The sequence below is a fragment of the Nocardia coubleae NBRC 108252 genome (genome assembly GCF_001612805.1).
Taxonomy (GTDB): Bacteria; Actinomycetota; Actinomycetes; order Mycobacteriales; family Mycobacteriaceae; genus Nocardia; species Nocardia coubleae.
The window spans coordinates 203,822-220,540 of the sequence record NZ_BDBD01000008.1; the positions used below are offsets into that span (position 1 = coordinate 203,822).

Genomic DNA, 16,719 nt, shown 5'->3' on the forward strand with positions numbered 1-16,719 from the left:
TCGCGGGTCGCGCGGGTTGGTGGGCGGGGACGGTAGCGTGCCCCGGTATGGCCGCTGAAGGTGGAGACAGCAAGATCGCGATCCTGGCCGCGCTCGGCGCGAACGCCGGGATCATGGTCGCGAAGTTCATCGGCGCGTTCATCACGGGCTCGTCGTCCATGCTGGCCGAGGCCGTGCACTCGGTCGCCGACACCGGCAACGAGGCGCTGCTGCTGGTCGGCCGCAACCGGGCCGAGCAGGCGCCCGACGTACTGCACCCCTTCGGTTACACGCGCAACCGGTACTTCTATTCGTTCGTCGTTGCGCTTGTGCTGTTCACGATGGGCTGCCTGTTCGCATTGAACGAGGCGGTGCACAAGATCCGGTTCCCACACGAACTGGAGTCACCCGGGGTCGCGATCGTGATTCTGCTGGTGTCGATGCTGCTCGAGGGCTTCAGTTTCCGCACCGCGCGCCGGGAATCGGAGCCGTTGAAAGGCAAGCACTCCTGGTGGCATTTCATCCGCAACAGCCGCAATCCCGAGCTGCCGGTAGTGCTGTTGGAAGACCTGGGCGCACTGGTCGGGTTGATGTTCGCGCTGGCCGGTGTGGGCCTGACGGTGCTCACCGGCAACGGGGTGTGGGACGGCATCGGCACGCTGCTCATCGGCCTGCTGCTCGGCTTCAACGCCATCGTGCTGATCGTGGAGACCAAGAGCCTGATCATCGGTGAGGGCGCCACCGCCGCCGAGGACCGGGCCATCCGCGACGCGCTGCTCGCCGATCCGCGCATCGTGCGGGTGCTTCGCCTGCAGACGCAGTACCTCGGTCCGGAGGACCTGTTGGTGAACGCCAAGATCGCCATGCAGCCCGAACTCGACATCAGCCGGGTGGGTGCCGCGATCGACGCCGCCGACGCCCGCATCCGCGAGGCGGCACCGAGTGTGCGCACGGTCTATCTCGAGCCCGACGTGTTCCGGCCCGAGAAGGCCGGTGCCACCGGCAGTCACCGATAGGCGGGTTTCTCGCCGCGCAACAGGTCGAGCGGGTCGGTGACGATGCCGAACCGGGTGCGCAACATGTGGTGTGTCGCGTGTAGTCCGGACATGCCGTGCACGCCGGGGCCGGGGGACGTCGACGACGAACACAGGTAGGTGCCGGGAATCGGGGTGGCGTACGGGTTCCAGCGGGCCAGGGGCCGGAACACGGTCTGGCGCAGGGTCATCGCGCCCGCGGAGATATCGCCGCCGATGTAGTTGGCGTTGTGGGCGGGCATGAACGCGGCGGGGCGCACGTGCTTGGCGAGGATGAGGTCGCGGAAGCCGGGAGCGAAGCGTTCCACCTGGGCGATCACGTCCTCGCTGATATCGCGATCGGATCCGTTGGGGACGTGGGCGTAGGTGTAGAAGGTGTGCTTGCCCTCGGGGGCCCGGGTGCTGTCGACGACGCCGGGCTGAATGGCGAGCACATACGGGCGGTCGGCGAATCGCCCTGCGGCGATCTGCTTTTCGGCCCGCATCGCCTCGGCTCGGGTACCGATCAGGTGCAGAGTGCCTGCCAGGTCGGCGCCGGGCGCGGTCCACGGCACCGGGCCCGACAGGGCGAAGTCGACCTTGCACGCCGCCCCGCCGTAGCGAAAACGGCCGAGGCTGTTGCGGTAGCGCTCGGGTAGGCGGTCACCGGCGATGCGCAGCAGTTCGGCGGGTGAGGTGTCGAACAGGACGGCGCGGGCGGTGGCGAGTTCGGCGAAATCGTCGACGCGATGACCGGTGACCACCTCGCCGCCGAGGCGTTCCAGCTCCGCGATCAGCGCGTCGGGGATGGCCTGGCTGCCGCCGCGCGGGATCACCCAGCCGCCCGCGTGGGCGAGGGTACCGAGCAGCAGTCCGGCGCCGACGGCGGGAATGGCGCGCGGCTGGGTGATGGCGTGGGTGGCCACCCCGGTGAGCATGGCGGGGGCCACGTCCTCGTGGAAACGGTTGTTCCACAGCGGTGATGCCTGTTCGAGCACTCGCAGCCCGAATCGCACACCCGTCGGGACGTTCAGCGGCGGGTGCCGCAGGTCCGACATCGCCAGCTCCACCACCGCGGGCCAGTGTTCGACCAGCGGGGCGAACAGCGAACGCCACGCCGGACCGTCGCGGCCGAGGTCGGCGACCGTGGATTCCAGATTGCGCCAGGCCAGTCCGGCGACGCCGCCGTCGAGCGGATGCGCGTAGGAGACGGTGGGGGCGAGTAGTTCCACGCCGTGCGCGGCGAGGTCGAACGCACGGAAGAACGGTGAGGCCAAGGCCATGGGGTGCGCGCCCGCGCACACATCGTGGTGGAAGCCCGGCAGGGTCAGCTCGGCGGTGCGTGAACCGCCACCCGGCTGCTCCTGTGCCTCGAGCACCCGCACCGAGAGACCGGCGCGCGCGGCGATCACCGCCGCGGCGAGCCCGTTCGGCCCCGAACCGACCACTACGACTTCGGCCATCGCCGTCCCTTCGCCGACCGACTTTCTCTCCAACCTACGCGGCGAATCCGCGCCGGCGGGCGAGTGGCGCGTCACGTCCCTGGGCCGGACCGGGGCCCGTCGGTGTGTCCGGGCCCCGGGTGTGATGCCGCGCACACGGCGATGATTTCGGAAGTTGCGCGCCGTCTTCACCGGTAACGAGCACGAGGAGAGATTCATGGCAAACGCACCGCACGGCCCCGCGTCCTACTTTCCCACCATCGAGACCAAATACGGTCGGCCCGTGGACGAATGGCTGACGATGCTCGCCGCCACCGACGGCTCCCACAGCGTGCTGGTGAACTGGCTGAAGTCCGAGCACGGCCTCGGGCACGGGCACGCGACCGCGCTGGTGCAGTTCCATCTCAACCCGGGGAAGTGGGCCCGCGCCTGAACACCGGAACAGTGGACCGGCCCCGAGCGAGACGGGGCCGGTCCGCTGTTCTACTGCACCGCGACAGGGGCAGGGTCGGTGGCGGGCTTGGGTTCGGGGGCGCCGTGTTCGTCGTCGACCATGGTCTCCTCGTCGAAGGGGAGTTCGCGGTCGAGGACGCGGCGGGTGCGGTCGGCGTCGACGGTTTTGGTCCAGGTGCCGATGAGCAGGGTGGCGACGGCATTGCCCGAGAAGTTGGTCAGCGCACGGGCTTCGGACATGAACCGGTCGATGCCGACGATCAGACCGACACCGTCGAGGAGTTCGGGGCGGTGGCTCTGCAGACCGCCCGCCAGCGTTGCCAGGCCCGCACCGGTGACGCCCGCCGCACCCTTGGACGCGATGATCATGAACAGCAGCAGGCCGATCTGCTCGCCGATACTCAGCGGTTGGCCGAGGGCGTCGGCGATGAAGATCGAGGCCATCGTCAGGTAGATGGCCGTGCCGTCGAGGTTGAACGAGTACCCGGTCGGCACGACGACACCGACCGTGGTCTTCTCGACACCGGCGTGTTCCATTTTGGCGATCAGCCGTGGCAGCGCCGACTCCGACGACGAGGTCGCCACGATCAGCAGGTACTCCCGGGCCAGGTACCGGCACAGCTTCAGGATCGACACACCCGACACGATCCGCAGTACCGCGCCGAGCACACCGAAGACGAACACCAGGCAGGTCAGGTAGAACGCGATCATCAGCGTCGCCAGCTCCACGACCGCCGACCAGCCCGTGCGCCCGACGACATTGGCGATCGCACCGAAGGCACCGATCGGCGCCAGCCACAGGATCATCGACAGGATCCGGAACACGAGCTTCTGTCCGAGCGACACCGCCCGCAGGATCGGCTCGCCCGCCGCGCCCATCGCCTGCACCGCGAATCCGACGAGCAAGGCCACGAACAGCGCCTGCAGCACGCTGCCCGCCGTCAGCGAGGACACCAGCGTGGTCGGCACGATGTTCTGGATGAAGTCCCAGGTACCACCCGCACCGTGCGCCTGCTCGGCGTACTTGGCGCCCGCACCGGGCTTGGCCTCGCCGAGCCCGGAGCCGGGTTCGATCAGGTTGCCGACCACCAGACCGATACCGAGCGCGGCCGTCGACATGGCGAGGAAGTAGGCGATGGACAGGCCGCCGACCTTGCCGACAGTAGCCGCCGCCCGCACCGAACCGATGCCGAGCACGATGGTGCAGAAGATGACCGGCGCGATCATCATCTTGATCAGATTCACGAACAGCGTGCCCAGCGGCGCCAGTGACTGACCGAACTCCGGTGCCAGCCTGCCGACGAGAATGCCCGCGAGCACCGCGATAATCACCGCGATGTACAGCCAGTGGGTATGGTCTCGTTTTCGCGCGGTGGTTGTGCTCATGGCAGCGAGCATGCACCGCTAGTGTGATCGCCGTCACGTTTGGTACATAACGTGCTTTAGGTACATAACGTTCAGTTCGAGGTCGGAGGGCAGGATGCGACGAGGACGACTGTCGCTTGCCGGACAGGCCTTCGTGTGGCAGCTGGTGGTGCTGGCGCTGATGATCGGCACGGGTACGGTGCTCGCCGTGCTCGACGCCAGACGCGACCACGATGTGGCCACGGAACTTCAGGTCAGGGATGTCGCCGTGTCGGTGGCGAGGGCGCCGTCGACGCTGGCGGCGGTGAGTTCGCCGTATCCGAGCGGGCTGCTGCAACCCACCACCGAGCGGATCCGGGCCGATACCGGAATGGACTTCATCGTCGTGATGGCGCCGGACCGCACTCGCTACACCCACACGAATCCGGAGATGATCGGCAAGCCGTTCTCCGGCAGCATCGACCGGGCGCTGGCCGGGCAGACGTTCACCGAGACCTTCACCGGCACGCTCGGTCCGTCGATCCGGGCGGTGACGCCGGTCTACGACCGCGGCCGGGTGGTCGCGCTGGTGTCGGCCGGTGTCACCAGGGCCAGGATCGGCACCCAGGTGGCCTCGCAGCTGCCGCTGATCCTCGGAGTGAGCGCGGCCGGGCTCGCGCTGGCCGCCTTCTCCTCGTTCCTGCTCAGCAGGCGGTTGCGCAGGCAGACCCACGGCCTGGCGCCCGACGAGCTGCGCGCGCTCTACGAGCACCACGACGCGGTGCTGCATTCGGTCCACGAGGGTCTGGTGGTGTTCGGCACCGGCCAGGGGCCCGCGGAGGTGGTCAACGATCAGGCGCGCACCCTGCTCGATCTGCCGCAGGGTCCGGTGTATCGCGACGACCTGCCCGTCTCGTTGCGCCAGGAGCGCCCGGGCGTGGTGCGCGACGAAACGCATGTGACCACCGACCGCGTACTGCTGGTGAACCAGGACGTGGTGACCTGGGAGGGCGAGCAGATCGGCACCGTCCTCACCATCCGCGACCAGACCGAACTGCGCGCGGTGCTCGGCGAGCTCGACACGGTGCGCAATTTCGCCGAGTCGCTGCGCGCCCAGGCGCACGAGGCGGCCAACAAACTGCACACCGTGGTCACCATGGTCGAGCTCGGCAGGCCCGACGAGGCGGTGGCGTTCGCCACCGACGAGCTCGCGCTCTCGCAGGTGCTCATCGACCGGCTGCTGGCGGCCGTCGGTGACGCGGCGCTGGCGGCGTTGCTGCTCGGCAAGGTGGACCAGGCCGCCGAGCGCGGGGTGAGTCTCGCCATCAGCGAGGACACCGCGCTCGATTCCACCGACCCGCTCTCTGCGCAGGAAACCGTGACGCTGGTCGGCAACCTGGTCGACAACGCCATCGACGCGGCCGCGGGCACCATCGACAAGCGGGTCGAGGTGTCGGTGAGTCACCGCGACGGGCACCTGTGCGTGCGCGTCTCCGACAGCGGCCCCGGCATGTCGGCGCAGATGTTCGAGCGCGCCGCCGAACGCGGCTACACGACCAAATCCGATCATGCCGGCCTCGGCCTGGCACTCGTGCACCGTCTCGTCGATCGACACGGCGGTGCCATCACCACAACGGCCGCACCACACAGCGCGGTCACCGTCCGAATTCCGTTGAGGGAGAACCCATGATCCGCGTCCTGATCGTCGAGGACGAACCGTTGATCGCCCAGGCACACCGGGCCTATCTCGAACGGCTCGACGGGTTCGTCACCGGCGGCGTCGCCCATACCGGTCATGACGCGCTCAATCTCGCCGCGTCGGCGATCGCCGACGGCAATCCGTTCCACCTGGTGCTGATGGATATCGGGCTGCCCGACATCAACGGCCTCGAGGTGGCCGCCGCGCTCAACGGACTCTCCCCGCGTCCCGATGTCATCGCGATCACCTCGGCGCGCGAGCTGACCATGGTGCGCAGCGCCGTCGCCCACGGGGTGGTGCTGTATCTGCTCAAGCCGTTCACCTTCGCCGCCTTTCGCGAGAAGCTGGAACGCTACCGGGATTTCGACACCGCCCTGCCCGCGGGCGAAGCGGCGCTGTCGCAGTACGACATCGACCGCGCCCTCGGCGCGCTGCGCACCGCCGACCAGCGCGCGGGCGCCCCGAAGGGCGTTGTGCAGCACACCCTCGAGGAAGTGTCGCGGGCGGTGCGCGCGGCCGAGGCGGGCATCACCGCCACCGATGCCGCCGCTGCCGTCGGCGTTTCCCGGATCACCGCGTGGCGGTATCTCGAGAAACTCGCCGACGACGGCCTCGCCGAACGCCGGGCCGACTACGGCCGGGCCGGGCGCCCGAAAACCCGCTACCGCTGGCGGGTTTCGACCTAGCTCACCCCTGGGTGGTGGCGCCCGCCAGATAGTCGGGCGCCCCGGTGCGCGCCACCGGACCGAGGTCGACCGGCATGTGCTCGAACCCGTGCAGGGTGAACAGGTTGCGGCGCACCGGTTCTTCGCGTAAGCGCAGATCCGGGTAGCGGGCGTAGAGCGCGCGCAGGGCGTGGACCGCTTCCATCCTGGCCAGGCTCGCGCCGAGGCAGGCGTGGATGCCGCTGCTGAAGGCCACGTGCTCCTTGATATTCGGGCGGTCGATGTCGAAGCGGTCCGGGTCGGCGAAGACCGAGGGGTCGCGGTTGGCACCGGCCAGCGACAGGATGACGGTGGCCCCCGCCTTCACCGTCATCCCGTCGACCTCGACGTCCTCGAGCGCCACCCGCGCGGTGGTCTGCACGGGTGGGTCGAACCGCAGCGTCTCCTCCACCACGTCGGGCCAGCGGTCGGGGTCGTTCTGGGCGATGGCGAGCTGGTCGGGGTTGGCCGACAGCGCGGCCACCGCGTTCCCGATGAGGTTGACCGTGGTCTCGAAGCCCGCGCCCATCAGCAGTCCCGCGCCCGCCTGCAGTTCGCGCATCGTGAGGTCGCCGGAGGTGACCAGGCTGGAGAGGATGTCGTCGCCCGGTTCGTCGCGCAGCTTCTCGATGTGCTCGGCCAGATAGTCGGCCAGGGTGTCGGTGGCGGCCATCGCCTCCCGGTAGGAGCGCCAGGAGGTGCCGATGTCGAGCAGCGGGGTGACGCGGTCGCCCCAGCGCAGGAACAGCTCGCGGTCGGCGGCGGGGAACCCGAGCATCTCGGCGATGATCGCGATCGGCACCTGGGCCGCGAAATCGGTGACGAGGTCGATCGAGCCGTGCGCGGGCATCGCGTCGAGCAGTTCGGTGGTGACGGTTTCGACCCGGTCGCGCAGCCTGCCGATGGCACGCGGGGTGAAGGCCGACGCCACCGGCTTGCGCATCCTGGTGTGTTCGGGCGGATTGAGCACGAGCATCGACGGCGGCTCGACCGGGCTCGGCGGCGGAACCACTCGTTCGGCCAGCTTGCGCAACGGCGGTGGCACCTCGGGGCCCAATGCCGGGAAGACGCCGAATCTGTTGTCGCGCAGGATGCTTCGCACCTTCGAGTGCTCGAAGCACGCGTACGCCAACGGCGTGCGTCGCAGACCGGGGCCGCGCAGTTCCTCGATGAGCGGGTACGGATCGTGCAGTCCCCGCTCGCCGGCGAGCAGGGTGGCGAAGGTGTCGCCGCGCCGCGCACGCCAGCGCAGGAAGGCACGGGGAATTCCGTGCTGTGCCGACCAGCGGATCCAGTACCCGACGTTCATAGCCGCCCCTTTGCGCCGTACTGCCGAAGATGTCTTCCACAGTACGGACGGGGTGTGACAGAAACCACGTTCCTCGGGCGGAGGCCGACCTATACCCAGGTAGGAGACGAGCGGCTCAGCGCCGCACGGTCACCCGTTCGGTCTCGGCGCGGTGCTCGGTGGCGGTCGCGTCGGGATTGACCACCTGCACCAGCGACGCACCGGCGCCGAGAACGGCGAGATACCCGTCGATCAGCTCGGCCGCGGTGTCCCACGGTGCGCTCGACAGCACCCGGTCCCCGGCGGAAATGCCCTGCAGCGCCGCCGATTTCTTCGCCGCGTCGAGTACCTCGCCCACCGACATACCGTCGAGGGCGGCCCGGAAACCACCGGGCAGGAACTGGTCGCCGTGCACGCGCACCGCGGTGGCGAAATCGGTGACACCGACCGGCAGGTCGCGCACGGGTGTGCCCATGGCGTCCAGCGACAGCACCGCGACCTCGTCGACGCCGTCGGCGTCGTCGAGCCGGTCGGGCGTCACCAGGGCGAGGTCGGCGTCGGGATCGGGGCTGAGCACCACTTCGGTTCCGGCCCACCAGCAGCCGAGCAGCACCGCGGCCGTCTGCCAGTGCGCGGGCAGCAGCACCGCGACCCGCGCGCCGGGAGTGAGCGCGAACTCGTCGCGGATCAGGTTGGCGGTCTTGGCCGCCCAGTTGGCCAGCGTCAGCCCGGACAGTTCGATGCGGGCGCCGGTGGCGTCGTCGTACCAGGTGACGCGCGGTCCGGCGGGATCGCGTTCGAGGATCGGGTCGAGGAGGGCGTCGGTCAGTGTCGAATTGGGCTCACGCATTGGTCAATTCACGCATTTCGGTCCGTTCTGGCCTGCGTCGATCGGCGGGGCGGGCGGTACTGGCGTGGCGGTCGCCGAGGATGTTCCGTCGAAATCGAACATGCCTGCCGCGGCCGAGCCGGGACCAGAGTAGTCGCTCGCCAGCACCACGCTCACCGAATCCGCCGACAGCGACGGATCCGCGACCACGGTCAGGCCGCCGAGTTCCTCGGCCACCGCGACGGCCTTGGGATCGGCGCTGTCGGCGGCGAGCACCCGGCTCGAGCTCACACTCCCCCCGGAATAGTTCCCGACCAGACCCTCGCGGAAACCCTTACCCGTCAACGCGGCCGCGACCTTGGCCGCCAGGCCCGTCGCGCCACCGGCGTTGAACACGCTCACCGTCACCGTGGACGGGTCGACCTTCTTCTCCTCGGCCGGTTTCTCCTCGCCGACCAGCCCGGCCACGTAGTCCTGCACGGCCTTCGGTTCCACCCGAACCACCGATTCGCCGTTGGCCGTCATGCTGTTCAGGTCGGCGACAGGAATGGTGTCGAACTCGACCTGGCCACCGGAGAGGTCCTTGAGCTGCTGCAGGAAGGCGAGCACGTCCCAGTCGTCATCGAGGACGACCGTGCGCCCGACGGCTTCGCTGATCTCGCTGAGCTTGCCGGGATCGGCCAGCGTCTTGGCGTTGAGCAGCTGACCCACCAGCTGGGCCATGAACACCTGCTGACGCACGATCCGGTCGATGTCGCCACGCGGCAGATCGTGGCGCTGCCGCACGAAACTCAAGGCCTGCGCACCGTCGAGACGCTGATTTCCCGCCGGGAACTGCGCGCCGGACATGTATTCGTCGACCGCGTTGTTCAGGCACACCTCCACCCCGCCGACGGCATCGGTGAGCAGCACGAACCCGAGCAGGCTCACCTCGGCGTAGTGGTCGACGGTGACGCCGGTGAGATTGGCCACCGACTTGATCAGCGCCTGCCTGCCCGCTTTGGTCGAGTCGCGTTCGGCGTCGGCCTCGGCATCGCCGTCGGCGAGCATCTTGGCGCGTTCGGTCTCTTTCGTCGCGCCGTAGGCGGAGTTGATCTTGGCCTTGCCCTGACCGGGGATATCGACGTAGGAGTCGCGGGGGATGGAGATGGCGGTGGCGGAGCGGCCGTCGTTGGGGACGCGGACCAGCACGATGGTGTCGGTGTTGGTGCCCACTTCGTCGCCGGCGTGCAGCATGGCGCGTTCGGCGCTGGTGAGCGGGTTGCCGTGGGCATCGGTGCGGCTGTCGACACCCACGAGCAGGATGTCGACGGCGCCGTCGCGGCCGCCGCCCAGACCGAGCCCACCGATGCGTTCGATATTGGCGATCAGATTGTCGACGCTGCGCCAGGCGAACCCGGTGATCGCGAGCACCAGGACCGCCGCGATCGCCACCATCACCTTCGCCGGTCCCGCAGGCGTGGTGGCCGACGGTGATCCTGTCGACTCTCGCACTCGTGCTTCCTCTCGACCTCGCGGCGCCCCGCCCTGCACGCCTCCCCGCAAACCCCACTGTCGTGAACACAGGCTAACCAACAGTTACCACAGTCGGGCCGACCCGCAGGTGTTGCGGCGTGCCAGACTGGCCGCGTGAATGCCGATTTCCCCACTCGAGCTTCCCTGATCGTAACCGGCGCCGGTGGGCTGCTGGGGCGGGAAATCCTGCGTCTGGCCCCGCACGCGCGCGGCCTCGGCCGGTCGCAGGTCGACATCACCGACCGCGCGGCGGTGGAGGCGATACTCACACCCGGCGCGGTGGTGCTCAACTGCGCGGCCTACACCGCCGTCGACGCCGCCGAAACCGACCGCGACGCCGCGTTCGCCGCCAATGCCACCGGTCCGGCCGTACTCGCCGCCGCCTGTACCGCCACCGGCGCACGGCTGATCCACGTGTCGACCGACTATGTGTTCCCCGGCACCGCGAGCACACCGTACGAACCGGACGACCCCACCGGACCGGCGACGGTCTACGGCCAGTCGAAACTGGCGGGTGAGCGGGCCGTGCTCGACGGCTGCCCCGACGCGCAGGTCGTGCGAACGGCCTGGGTATACGCCGGTGTCGAGGGGGATTTCGTCGCGACCATGCGCCGGCTCGAGCGCGAACGCGACACCGTCACCGTGGTGAACGACCAGCTCGGGTCGCCGACAAGCGCGATCGATCTGGCCGCCGCCCTGCTCGAGCTCGCCGACCGCCCCGACGCACCCCGGGTGCTGCACGCGACCAACTCCGGCACCGCCACCTGGTTCGACCTGGCCGTCGCCGTTTTCACCGAGCTCGGCGCCGACCCGGCCCGGGTGCTGCCGTGCGATTCGAGCGCGTTCCCCAGACCCGCGCCGCGCCCGCCCTATTCGGTGCTCTCACCCCGGGTTTGGAACGACGCGGGCCTGACCCCGATGCGGCCCTGGCGTTCCGCACTCACCGACACACTTCGCCGGTTGTCCGACTAGGCTGCGCACTCGTGAACGCAGCCGAATCCCCCGCCCCCGCCGGTCTGGCCGTCGTCACGGTGACCTATTCACCGGGCGAGCATCTCGAGCACTTCATCACCACCCTCGCCGACGCGACCAGCGAGAAGCCGCAGGTGATCCTGGCCGACAACGGGTCGACCGACGGCGTGCCCGAGCTGGTGGCCGAGGCCAACGCGCACGTGCGGCTGCTGCGTACCGGCGGCAATATCGGCTACGGCGGCGCCATCAACCGGGCCGTCGCCGAGATCGATCCGTCGATCGAATTCGTGATCCTGGCCAACCCGGACATCCGCTGGGGAGTCGATTCCATCGACAAGCTGCTCGAGGCCGCGCAGCGTTGGCCGCGCGCGGGCGCCTTCGGGCCGATGGTGCGCGAACCCGACGGCAGCGTCTATCCCTCGGCGCGGCGGGTGCCCGGTCTGGCCGACGGCGCCGGGCACGCGATCCTCGGCGCGATCTGGCCGAAGAACCCCTGGTCGGTGCGCTACCGGCAGGAGAACGAGGAGCTGTCGGAGCGGGTGGTCGGCTGGCTGTCGGGCTCGTGCCTGCTGGTGCGTCGCGCCGCGTTCGACACCATCGACGGCTTCGACTCGCGCTACTTCATGTACATGGAGGACGTCGACTTCGGTGACCGCATGGGCAAGGCGGGCTGGCACAATGTGTTCGTCCCGGACGCCGAGGTGACCCACGCCAAGGGCCACGCCGCGGGCAAGCACCCGGAACTGATGCTGCCCGCCCACCACGCCAGCGCCTACCGTTTCCAGGCCGACCGGCATCCGCACTGGTGGCAGGCGCCGCTGCGGCTCGCCTTGCGGGCCGGACTTGCGGTTCGCTCCCGGATTGCGGTTCGATCGGCGCTGCGTGAGAAAGCGCGAACCGGCGCCTGAGTAGGGCCGGTCCACTGTGAACAGGGGAAACTCGATGGCAGGCAATGCAGGCACCGACGCGGTCATCCTCGTCGGCGGACAGGGCACGCGGCTGCGTCCGCTCACCCTCTCGGCGCCCAAGCCGATGCTGCCGACGGCCGGGCTGCCGTTCCTGACCCACCTGCTGGCCCGCATCGCCGAGGCCGGGATCACCCACGTCGTGCTCGGCACCTCCTTCAAGGCGGAGGTGTTCGAGGAGCACTTCGGTGACGGTTCGGAGCTGGGACTCGACCTGGAGTACGTCACCGAGACCGAACCGCTCGGCACCGGCGGCGGCATCCGCAACGTGCTGCCCAAGCTGCGCGCCGACAATGTGATGGTCTTCAACGGCGACGTGCTCGGCGGCACCGACCTCGGCGCGATCCTCGACACCCACGAGTCGACCAACGCCGATGTGACCCTGCACCTGGTCCGGGTGAGCGATCCACGCGCGTTCGGCTGTGTGCCGACCGACGAGGAAGGCCGGGTTACGGCGTTCCTCGAGAAGACCCAGGATCCGCCGACCGACCAGATCAACGCCGGTTGCTACGTGTTCCGCCGCGAGTACATCGAGAAGATCCCGACCGGTCGCCCGGTGTCGGTGGAGCGCGAGGTGTTCCCCGCGCTGCTGGCCGAGGGTGCCCGCGTGCAGGGTCACGTCGATGCCTCCTACTGGCGCGATATGGGCACCCCGGAGGACTTCGTTCGCGGTTCGGCCGACCTGGTCCGCGGCATCGCTCCCTCCCCCGCCCTGCCCGGTCAGCGCGGTGAGTCGCTGGTGCACCCCAGTGCGGGCGTGGCTCCCGGCGCGCTGCTCATCGGCGGCACCGTGGTCGGGCGTGGCGCCGAGATCGGCGCGGGTGCGCGACTCGACGGTGCGGTGATCTTCGACGGCGCGGTCGTCGAGGCGGGTGCGACCGTGGAGCGGTCGATCGTCGGTTTCGGCGCCCGGATCGGTCCGCGTGCGCTGGTGCGTGACGGTGTGATCGGTGACGGCGCCCAGGTCGGTGCCCGCTGCGAACTGCTGCGCGGGGCGAGGGTGTGGCCGGGCGTGGAGATCCCCGACGGCGGCATCCGCTTCTCCACCGACGTGTGACACTGCTCAGCTGAAGCCGACGGCGTGGTCGCCCCAGGCGGTGTGCAGTTCGGCGTCGGGATTGTCGACGACCCGGTCGATGGTGTCGATGAGCAAAGTGGTGCGGTCGGTGGGCAGATAGCGCGGCCAGTGCTTGGAACCGTCCAGTGCCGCGGGCACGCCGTGTTCGGCGAAGGCCAGCCAGCGGCGCTGCATCCGGCCCGAGACCGCGAGCGAGACCTTGCGACCGCCGAGCCAGAAGGTCGGGTCGTGGTTGAGCGTGCCGAAATTGCCGAACACATAGGGCAATTCGGTGGCATGGCCGGCACCGACCCGGGCCGCCTTCAACATCGGTGTCGCGTAGTCGAACCGGTACTTCCAGGTCGGTGAGTGCTGGGCGTGCCCTTCGGCGACCCAAGCGGCGGGCATACGGAACGCGGCATCGGTCGACATGGCGAGCGCGCCACGGATCTTGGTGAGATCCGGGTAGGCGGAGGTGATCTCGGCGATCCGTTCCGGCGACATCTCCGGGTGCGAGGCGGCGACGTCCTGCAGCATGGCGTTCACGGCGTCGGGCGTCACCGGCATGATCGGGGATTTGAGCACCCGGAACAGGGAGGCCTCATCTTTGTTGCTGCCGATCAGCAACGGCACCCGATGGGAAAGGCCCTGCTGGAAACGGTCGATCGGATAGGCGGGCAACAGGTCCCCGTCGACGACCGGGGCGGCGGCCAGCCTGCCCGGTTCCTTGGTCGGCACCTCGTCGAGCAGTACCGCGCCGACCTCCACGAGCTGCTCGATCGGCAGCTCGAGCAGCCGATCCGTCTCGCCCGCACCGAGTTCCAGCAGTTCCAGGTACCGCTGGGCGACGACGGCGGCGCGTTCCTGCCCGAAAACCGTGGTGGCGGGCGGGCTCTGGGCGATCGCCTTGTGGAACAACCCGTCGGCGGCCGGTGCGGTGAGCAGCGCGGTGACGCAGCCCGCGCCGGAGGATTCGCCGAAGACCGTCACATTGCCGGGGTCGCCGCCGAACGCGGCGATATTGTCGCGGACCCAGGCGAGGGCGGCCAGCTGATCGTGCAGGCCGAGGTTCGGGGTGAACTGGTCGCCGAAGGACGACAGGTCGAGGAAACCGAGGACCCCGAGCCGGTAGTTCACGGTCACGACCACCACGTCGCCCGCTTCGGCGAGTCTGCGCCCGTTGTAGATGGTCTGCGCGGCGGTGCCGAGGCAGTAGGCGCCGCCGTGCAGCCACACCATCACGGGGCGCGGTTCGTCGTCGCTGGGCTGTGGCCGGGGTGACCACACGTTCACCCACAGACAGTCCTCACCCATCCGCAGATCCGAGTCGACGGGCACCATCGCGCCCATCGCCTGCGGTGCGATCTCACCGAAGACCGCGCAGTCGCGCACGCCCTCCCAGGGCTTCGGCGGCTCGGGGAGGCGGAATCGAGCCGGGCCGGCGGGTGCTTTCGCGTAGGGCACGCTGCGCCACACGGCGACGGGCCCCTCCCAGATTCCGCTGACCGTGCCGTACTCGGTGTGCGCCAGTGGTTCGGCTTCGTGGGTCCACGTGCCTTGGTCGAGATCGGGCTGAATGCTCATCGCACACCTCCTAGCCGGCGCGATCCACGAGTGCCTGTGCATTTGCTCCCGCGGGCCGCAGCACCTGGTGACTCCTTACGAGAGTACGTCGGCACGCCACTGGCACGGCGCCAACGCACCATTTCCGCAGGTAACGGTTACTCGGCGGTACAGCTTCGGCCTCCTCACGGTGTCGTCGCCGGGCGATCTGGGCTGCCGGGACCGCGTTCGGGCAGCGGGTTTTCGATCGACGTCAGCGCGGTGCGCGGCGAACCGCACCGCACCGGGATTCGATAGCTGGGAGTGTGCTGATCGGCCAGGTGTCGGTGTGGCGGTGGCGACTTACACTTGCCGCATGCCGAACTACAGCTTCCGGTGCCGCTCCTGCGGCGACACGTTCGAGGTGAACCGGCCGATGGCGCAGTCCTCGGATCCGGCGTCCTGCCCGGCGGGCCACGACGACACCGTCAAACTGCTGACGACCTTCGCCACCGTGGGTCGCGGCGCCGCGCCGATGCCCGCGGCACAGCCCGCGGGTGGCGGATGCTGTGGTGGGGGCGGCTGCTGCTGATCAGTCGCGCCGGTCGACGTGCCCGAGGTCGCGCCCGGGTGCGATCCGGTCGCGAACCCGCTGCTTGAGCACGGCGATCTCGGGAAAGCCGCCGTCGGCCTTGCGTTCCCACAGCTGATCGCCGTCGAGAGTGATCCGGAAGACGCCGCCCTCCCCCGGTACGAGCGCCACCTCGGCGAGGTCGGTGCCGAAGGTGCTCAGCAGTTCCTGTGCCATCCAGCTCGCGCGCAGCAGCCAGCGACATTGGGTGCAGTATTCGATCGCGATGCGGGCCACCGGTGCAGTATCCCCGGTTCAGGCGGCGAACACACCGTCGAGGTACACCCAGGCGCCGTCGACACGGACGAAGGTGCTCACCTCGTGCATGCTGTCGCGCGTGCCGTCGAGCCGGTAGTGGGCGATGAACTCGACGGTGCCGTTGTCGTCGAACGGTCCGCCGCGTTCGGTGCGCACGATCTCGAGGAACAACCAGCGCTGGTCGGGATCGAGTTCGAGGTCCTTCGGGCGGGTGTCCGGGTGCCAGGAGCGCAGCAGGTAGTCGGTGTCGCCGACGACGTAGGCGGTGTAGCGCGAGCGCATGAGGGTTTCGGCGGTCGCCGCCGCGCGCGCACCGGCCAGGATCGGGCCGCAGCAGGCATCGAACGGTTCGCCGCGCCGGCACGGACATGGTTTCGCTTCACCCATGGGGTCATCCTGCCGGGTGCGTGCGGGCGGCCGATCGCCGACCGTGCTCAGCCGAAGGTCTGGTGCGTCAACGGGACCAGTTCCAGGGCCCGCCACAGTTCGGTCGTCTGGTCGCGCCAGCGGCGCAGGTCGGTGACACTCGGCGCCATCTCGTAGTCGAGATGGTGGGCGGCACGCGAGAGCGCCGCCCAGAGCGCACCCACCTGACCTGCGGTTTCGGGACCGGCATAGACCCGAAGGGCGAGCAGTTGGGCGCGCATCGGGCAGCGCATGAGTTCCGGCGCGATCTGGGCCCACAGTTCGTCCACGGCTTGCTCCAAGGCCAACCGCAGGATCCAGGCGACGGCCCGCGACCACACTCCCCCGGCGTCCGAAACCGACCCGTTCAGCAGGTCGTCGGCGGCCGCCAACCGTTCGGCGACGGAAGGACGCGGGGTGAACTCGGCCCGCCGCGGTCTGCCACGACGGTTCACCACGGCCCGACCGGCCTTGCCGCACAACGTCTCCCGGCCGGCCTTGCCGCACGACTCTCGGCCACCCGGTGCCCGGGGGCGACGCCGCGCCCGAGCTGGGGTCGTCCCCGGCTGCGCGCACGATTTGGGTGCACCGCTACACCGACCAGGTGGTCGAATGCGCGGCCG

Annotated in this window: 17 protein-coding genes; 8 read left to right on the forward strand and 9 right to left on the reverse strand. The window is 69.5% G+C overall.

The window, feature by feature from the left end; genetic code table 11:
* Nucleotides 1-47 precede the first annotated feature (47 nt).
* Complete coding sequence (locus NCO8_RS07305) at nt 48-995, forward strand: cation diffusion facilitator family transporter (RefSeq protein WP_067637479.1); 948 nt, start codon at nt 48-50, stop codon at nt 993-995.
* On the opposite strand, the gene NCO8_RS07310 is transcribed toward NCO8_RS07305, so the two are convergent.
* On the reverse strand, nt 986-2,455 hold the full coding sequence (locus tag NCO8_RS07310; RefSeq protein WP_067637481.1) for a phytoene desaturase family protein: 1,470 nt from the start codon (nt 2,453-2,455) through the stop codon (nt 986-988). The two genes, NCO8_RS07305 and NCO8_RS07310, sit on opposite strands and share 10 nt — an antisense overlap.
* 196 nt (nt 2,456-2,651) lie before the next feature.
* On the opposite strand from NCO8_RS07310, the gene NCO8_RS07315 reads away from it, so the two are divergent.
* The gene (locus tag NCO8_RS07315) at nt 2,652-2,867 is read left to right on the forward strand and encodes a DUF4287 domain-containing protein (RefSeq protein ID WP_067637572.1); all 216 of its coding nucleotides are present in this window, start codon (nt 2,652-2,654) and stop codon (nt 2,865-2,867) included.
* Nucleotides 2,868-2,917: 50 nt separating this feature from the next.
* Here the strand turns inward: NCO8_RS07315 and NCO8_RS07320 are convergent, their stop codons facing one another.
* Nucleotides 2,918-4,273 (reverse strand): cation:dicarboxylate symporter family transporter, encoded by a 1,356-nt coding sequence (locus NCO8_RS07320; protein WP_067637574.1) that lies wholly within the window; start codon nt 4,271-4,273, stop codon nt 2,918-2,920.
* A 94-nt stretch (nt 4,274-4,367) separates the two neighbouring features.
* Between NCO8_RS07320 and NCO8_RS07325 the strand changes: the two genes are divergently transcribed.
* Both NCO8_RS07325 and NCO8_RS07330 read left to right on the forward strand, forming a co-directional pair.
* Nucleotides 4,368-5,921: an ATP-binding protein gene (locus NCO8_RS07325; RefSeq protein WP_067637483.1), complete on the forward strand. Its 1,554-nt coding sequence runs from the start codon at nt 4,368-4,370 to the stop codon at nt 5,919-5,921.
* Nucleotides 5,918-6,616 (forward strand): response regulator, encoded by a 699-nt coding sequence (locus tag NCO8_RS07330; RefSeq protein WP_067491360.1) that lies wholly within the window; start codon nt 5,918-5,920, stop codon nt 6,614-6,616. The genes NCO8_RS07325 and NCO8_RS07330 overlap by 4 nt, the downstream gene beginning before the upstream one ends.
* A gap of 1 nt (nt 6,617) precedes the next feature.
* On the opposite strand, the gene NCO8_RS07335 is transcribed toward NCO8_RS07330, so the two are convergent.
* The 3 genes from NCO8_RS07335 to NCO8_RS07345 all read right to left on the reverse strand — a co-directional run bounded on the left by NCO8_RS07335 (nt 6,618) and on the right by NCO8_RS07345 (nt 10,188).
* Nucleotides 6,618-7,943, reverse strand: a complete 1,326-nt coding sequence (locus NCO8_RS07335; protein WP_067637485.1) for a cytochrome P450 — start codon at nt 7,941-7,943, stop codon at nt 6,618-6,620.
* A 115-nt stretch (nt 7,944-8,058) separates the two neighbouring features.
* The gene (locus tag NCO8_RS07340) at nt 8,059-8,772 is read right to left on the reverse strand and encodes a TIGR03089 family protein (protein WP_067637487.1); all 714 of its coding nucleotides are present in this window, start codon (nt 8,770-8,772) and stop codon (nt 8,059-8,061) included.
* A gap of 3 nt (nt 8,773-8,775) precedes the next feature.
* Entirely contained in the window at nt 8,776-10,188 is a 1,413-nt protein-coding gene (locus tag NCO8_RS07345; RefSeq protein ID WP_167353252.1) for an LCP family protein, read from the reverse strand.
* Between the two features lie 192 nt (nt 10,189-10,380).
* Between NCO8_RS07345 and rfbD the strand changes: the two genes are divergently transcribed.
* From rfbD to manB, 3 genes are read left to right on the forward strand one after another with little or no spacing between them, the layout of a single operon-like run.
* Entirely contained in the window at nt 10,381-11,238 is an 858-nt protein-coding gene (gene rfbD / locus NCO8_RS07350; RefSeq protein WP_067637489.1) for a dTDP-4-dehydrorhamnose reductase, read from the forward strand.
* An 11-nt stretch (nt 11,239-11,249) separates the two neighbouring features.
* Nucleotides 11,250-12,146 (forward strand): glycosyltransferase family 2 protein, encoded by an 897-nt coding sequence (locus tag NCO8_RS07355; RefSeq protein ID WP_067491354.1) that lies wholly within the window; start codon nt 11,250-11,252, stop codon nt 12,144-12,146.
* A 34-nt stretch (nt 12,147-12,180) separates the two neighbouring features.
* Complete coding sequence (manB, locus tag NCO8_RS07360; RefSeq protein ID WP_067491352.1) at nt 12,181-13,260, forward strand: mannose-1-phosphate guanylyltransferase; 1,080 nt, start codon at nt 12,181-12,183, stop codon at nt 13,258-13,260.
* Between the two features lie 6 nt (nt 13,261-13,266).
* Here the strand turns inward: manB and NCO8_RS07365 are convergent, their stop codons facing one another.
* A complete protein-coding gene (locus NCO8_RS07365) occupies nt 13,267-14,844 on the reverse strand; it encodes a carboxylesterase/lipase family protein (RefSeq protein WP_067637491.1) in 1,578 nt (525 codons plus the stop codon).
* 334 nt (nt 14,845-15,178) lie between these two features.
* Between NCO8_RS07365 and NCO8_RS31775 the strand changes: the two genes are divergently transcribed.
* Nucleotides 15,179-15,394 (forward strand): FmdB family zinc ribbon protein, encoded by a 216-nt coding sequence (locus NCO8_RS31775; protein ID WP_067491348.1) that lies wholly within the window; start codon nt 15,179-15,181, stop codon nt 15,392-15,394.
* On the opposite strand, the gene NCO8_RS07375 is transcribed toward NCO8_RS31775, so the two are convergent.
* From NCO8_RS07375 to NCO8_RS07385, 3 genes are read right to left on the reverse strand one after another with little or no spacing between them, the layout of a single operon-like run.
* Nucleotides 15,395-15,670 carry an Rdx family protein gene (locus NCO8_RS07375; protein ID WP_067637493.1) on the reverse strand — a complete coding sequence of 92 codons (276 nt, stop codon included), beginning with the start codon at nt 15,668-15,670 and terminating at the stop codon, nt 15,395-15,397.
* An 18-nt stretch (nt 15,671-15,688) separates the two neighbouring features.
* On the reverse strand, nt 15,689-16,078 hold the full coding sequence (locus NCO8_RS07380) for a YchJ family protein (protein ID WP_067637495.1): 390 nt from the start codon (nt 16,076-16,078) through the stop codon (nt 15,689-15,691).
* A 47-nt stretch (nt 16,079-16,125) separates the two neighbouring features.
* Complete coding sequence (locus NCO8_RS07385) at nt 16,126-16,554, reverse strand: hypothetical protein (RefSeq protein ID WP_245655268.1); 429 nt, start codon at nt 16,552-16,554, stop codon at nt 16,126-16,128.
* Between the last annotated feature and the right edge of the window lie 165 nt (nt 16,555-16,719).

Excerpts from the sequence above, each read along its gene's own strand:
- NCO8_RS07305 (WP_067637479.1), top strand. The coding sequence starts at position 48 with ATGGCCGCTGAAGGTGGAGACAGCAAGATCGCGATCCTGGCCGCGCTC.
- NCO8_RS07310 (WP_067637481.1), bottom strand. The coding sequence starts at position 2,455 with ATGGCCGAAGTCGTAGTGGTCGGTTCGGGGCCGAACGGGCTCGCCGCG.
- NCO8_RS07315 (WP_067637572.1), top strand. The coding sequence starts at position 2,652 with ATGGCAAACGCACCGCACGGCCCCGCGTCCTACTTTCCCACCATCGAG.
- NCO8_RS07320 (WP_067637574.1), bottom strand. The coding sequence starts at position 4,273 with ATGAGCACAACCACCGCGCGAAAACGAGACCATACCCACTGGCTGTAC.
- NCO8_RS07325 (WP_067637483.1), top strand. The coding sequence starts at position 4,368 with ATGCGACGAGGACGACTGTCGCTTGCCGGACAGGCCTTCGTGTGGCAG.
- NCO8_RS07330 (WP_067491360.1), top strand. The coding sequence starts at position 5,918 with ATGATCCGCGTCCTGATCGTCGAGGACGAACCGTTGATCGCCCAGGCA.
- NCO8_RS07335 (WP_067637485.1), bottom strand. The coding sequence starts at position 7,943 with ATGAACGTCGGGTACTGGATCCGCTGGTCGGCACAGCACGGAATTCCC.
- NCO8_RS07340 (WP_067637487.1), bottom strand. The coding sequence starts at position 8,772 with ATGCGTGAGCCCAATTCGACACTGACCGACGCCCTCCTCGACCCGATC.
- NCO8_RS07345 (WP_167353252.1), bottom strand. The coding sequence starts at position 10,188 with ATGGTGGCGATCGCGGCGGTCCTGGTGCTCGCGATCACCGGGTTCGCC.
- manB (WP_067491352.1), top strand. The coding sequence starts at position 12,181 with ATGGCAGGCAATGCAGGCACCGACGCGGTCATCCTCGTCGGCGGACAG.
- NCO8_RS07365 (WP_067637491.1), bottom strand. The coding sequence starts at position 14,844 with ATGAGCATTCAGCCCGATCTCGACCAAGGCACGTGGACCCACGAAGCC.
- NCO8_RS31775 (WP_067491348.1), top strand. The coding sequence starts at position 15,179 with ATGCCGAACTACAGCTTCCGGTGCCGCTCCTGCGGCGACACGTTCGAG.
- NCO8_RS07380 (WP_067637495.1), bottom strand. The coding sequence starts at position 16,078 with ATGGGTGAAGCGAAACCATGTCCGTGCCGGCGCGGCGAACCGTTCGAT.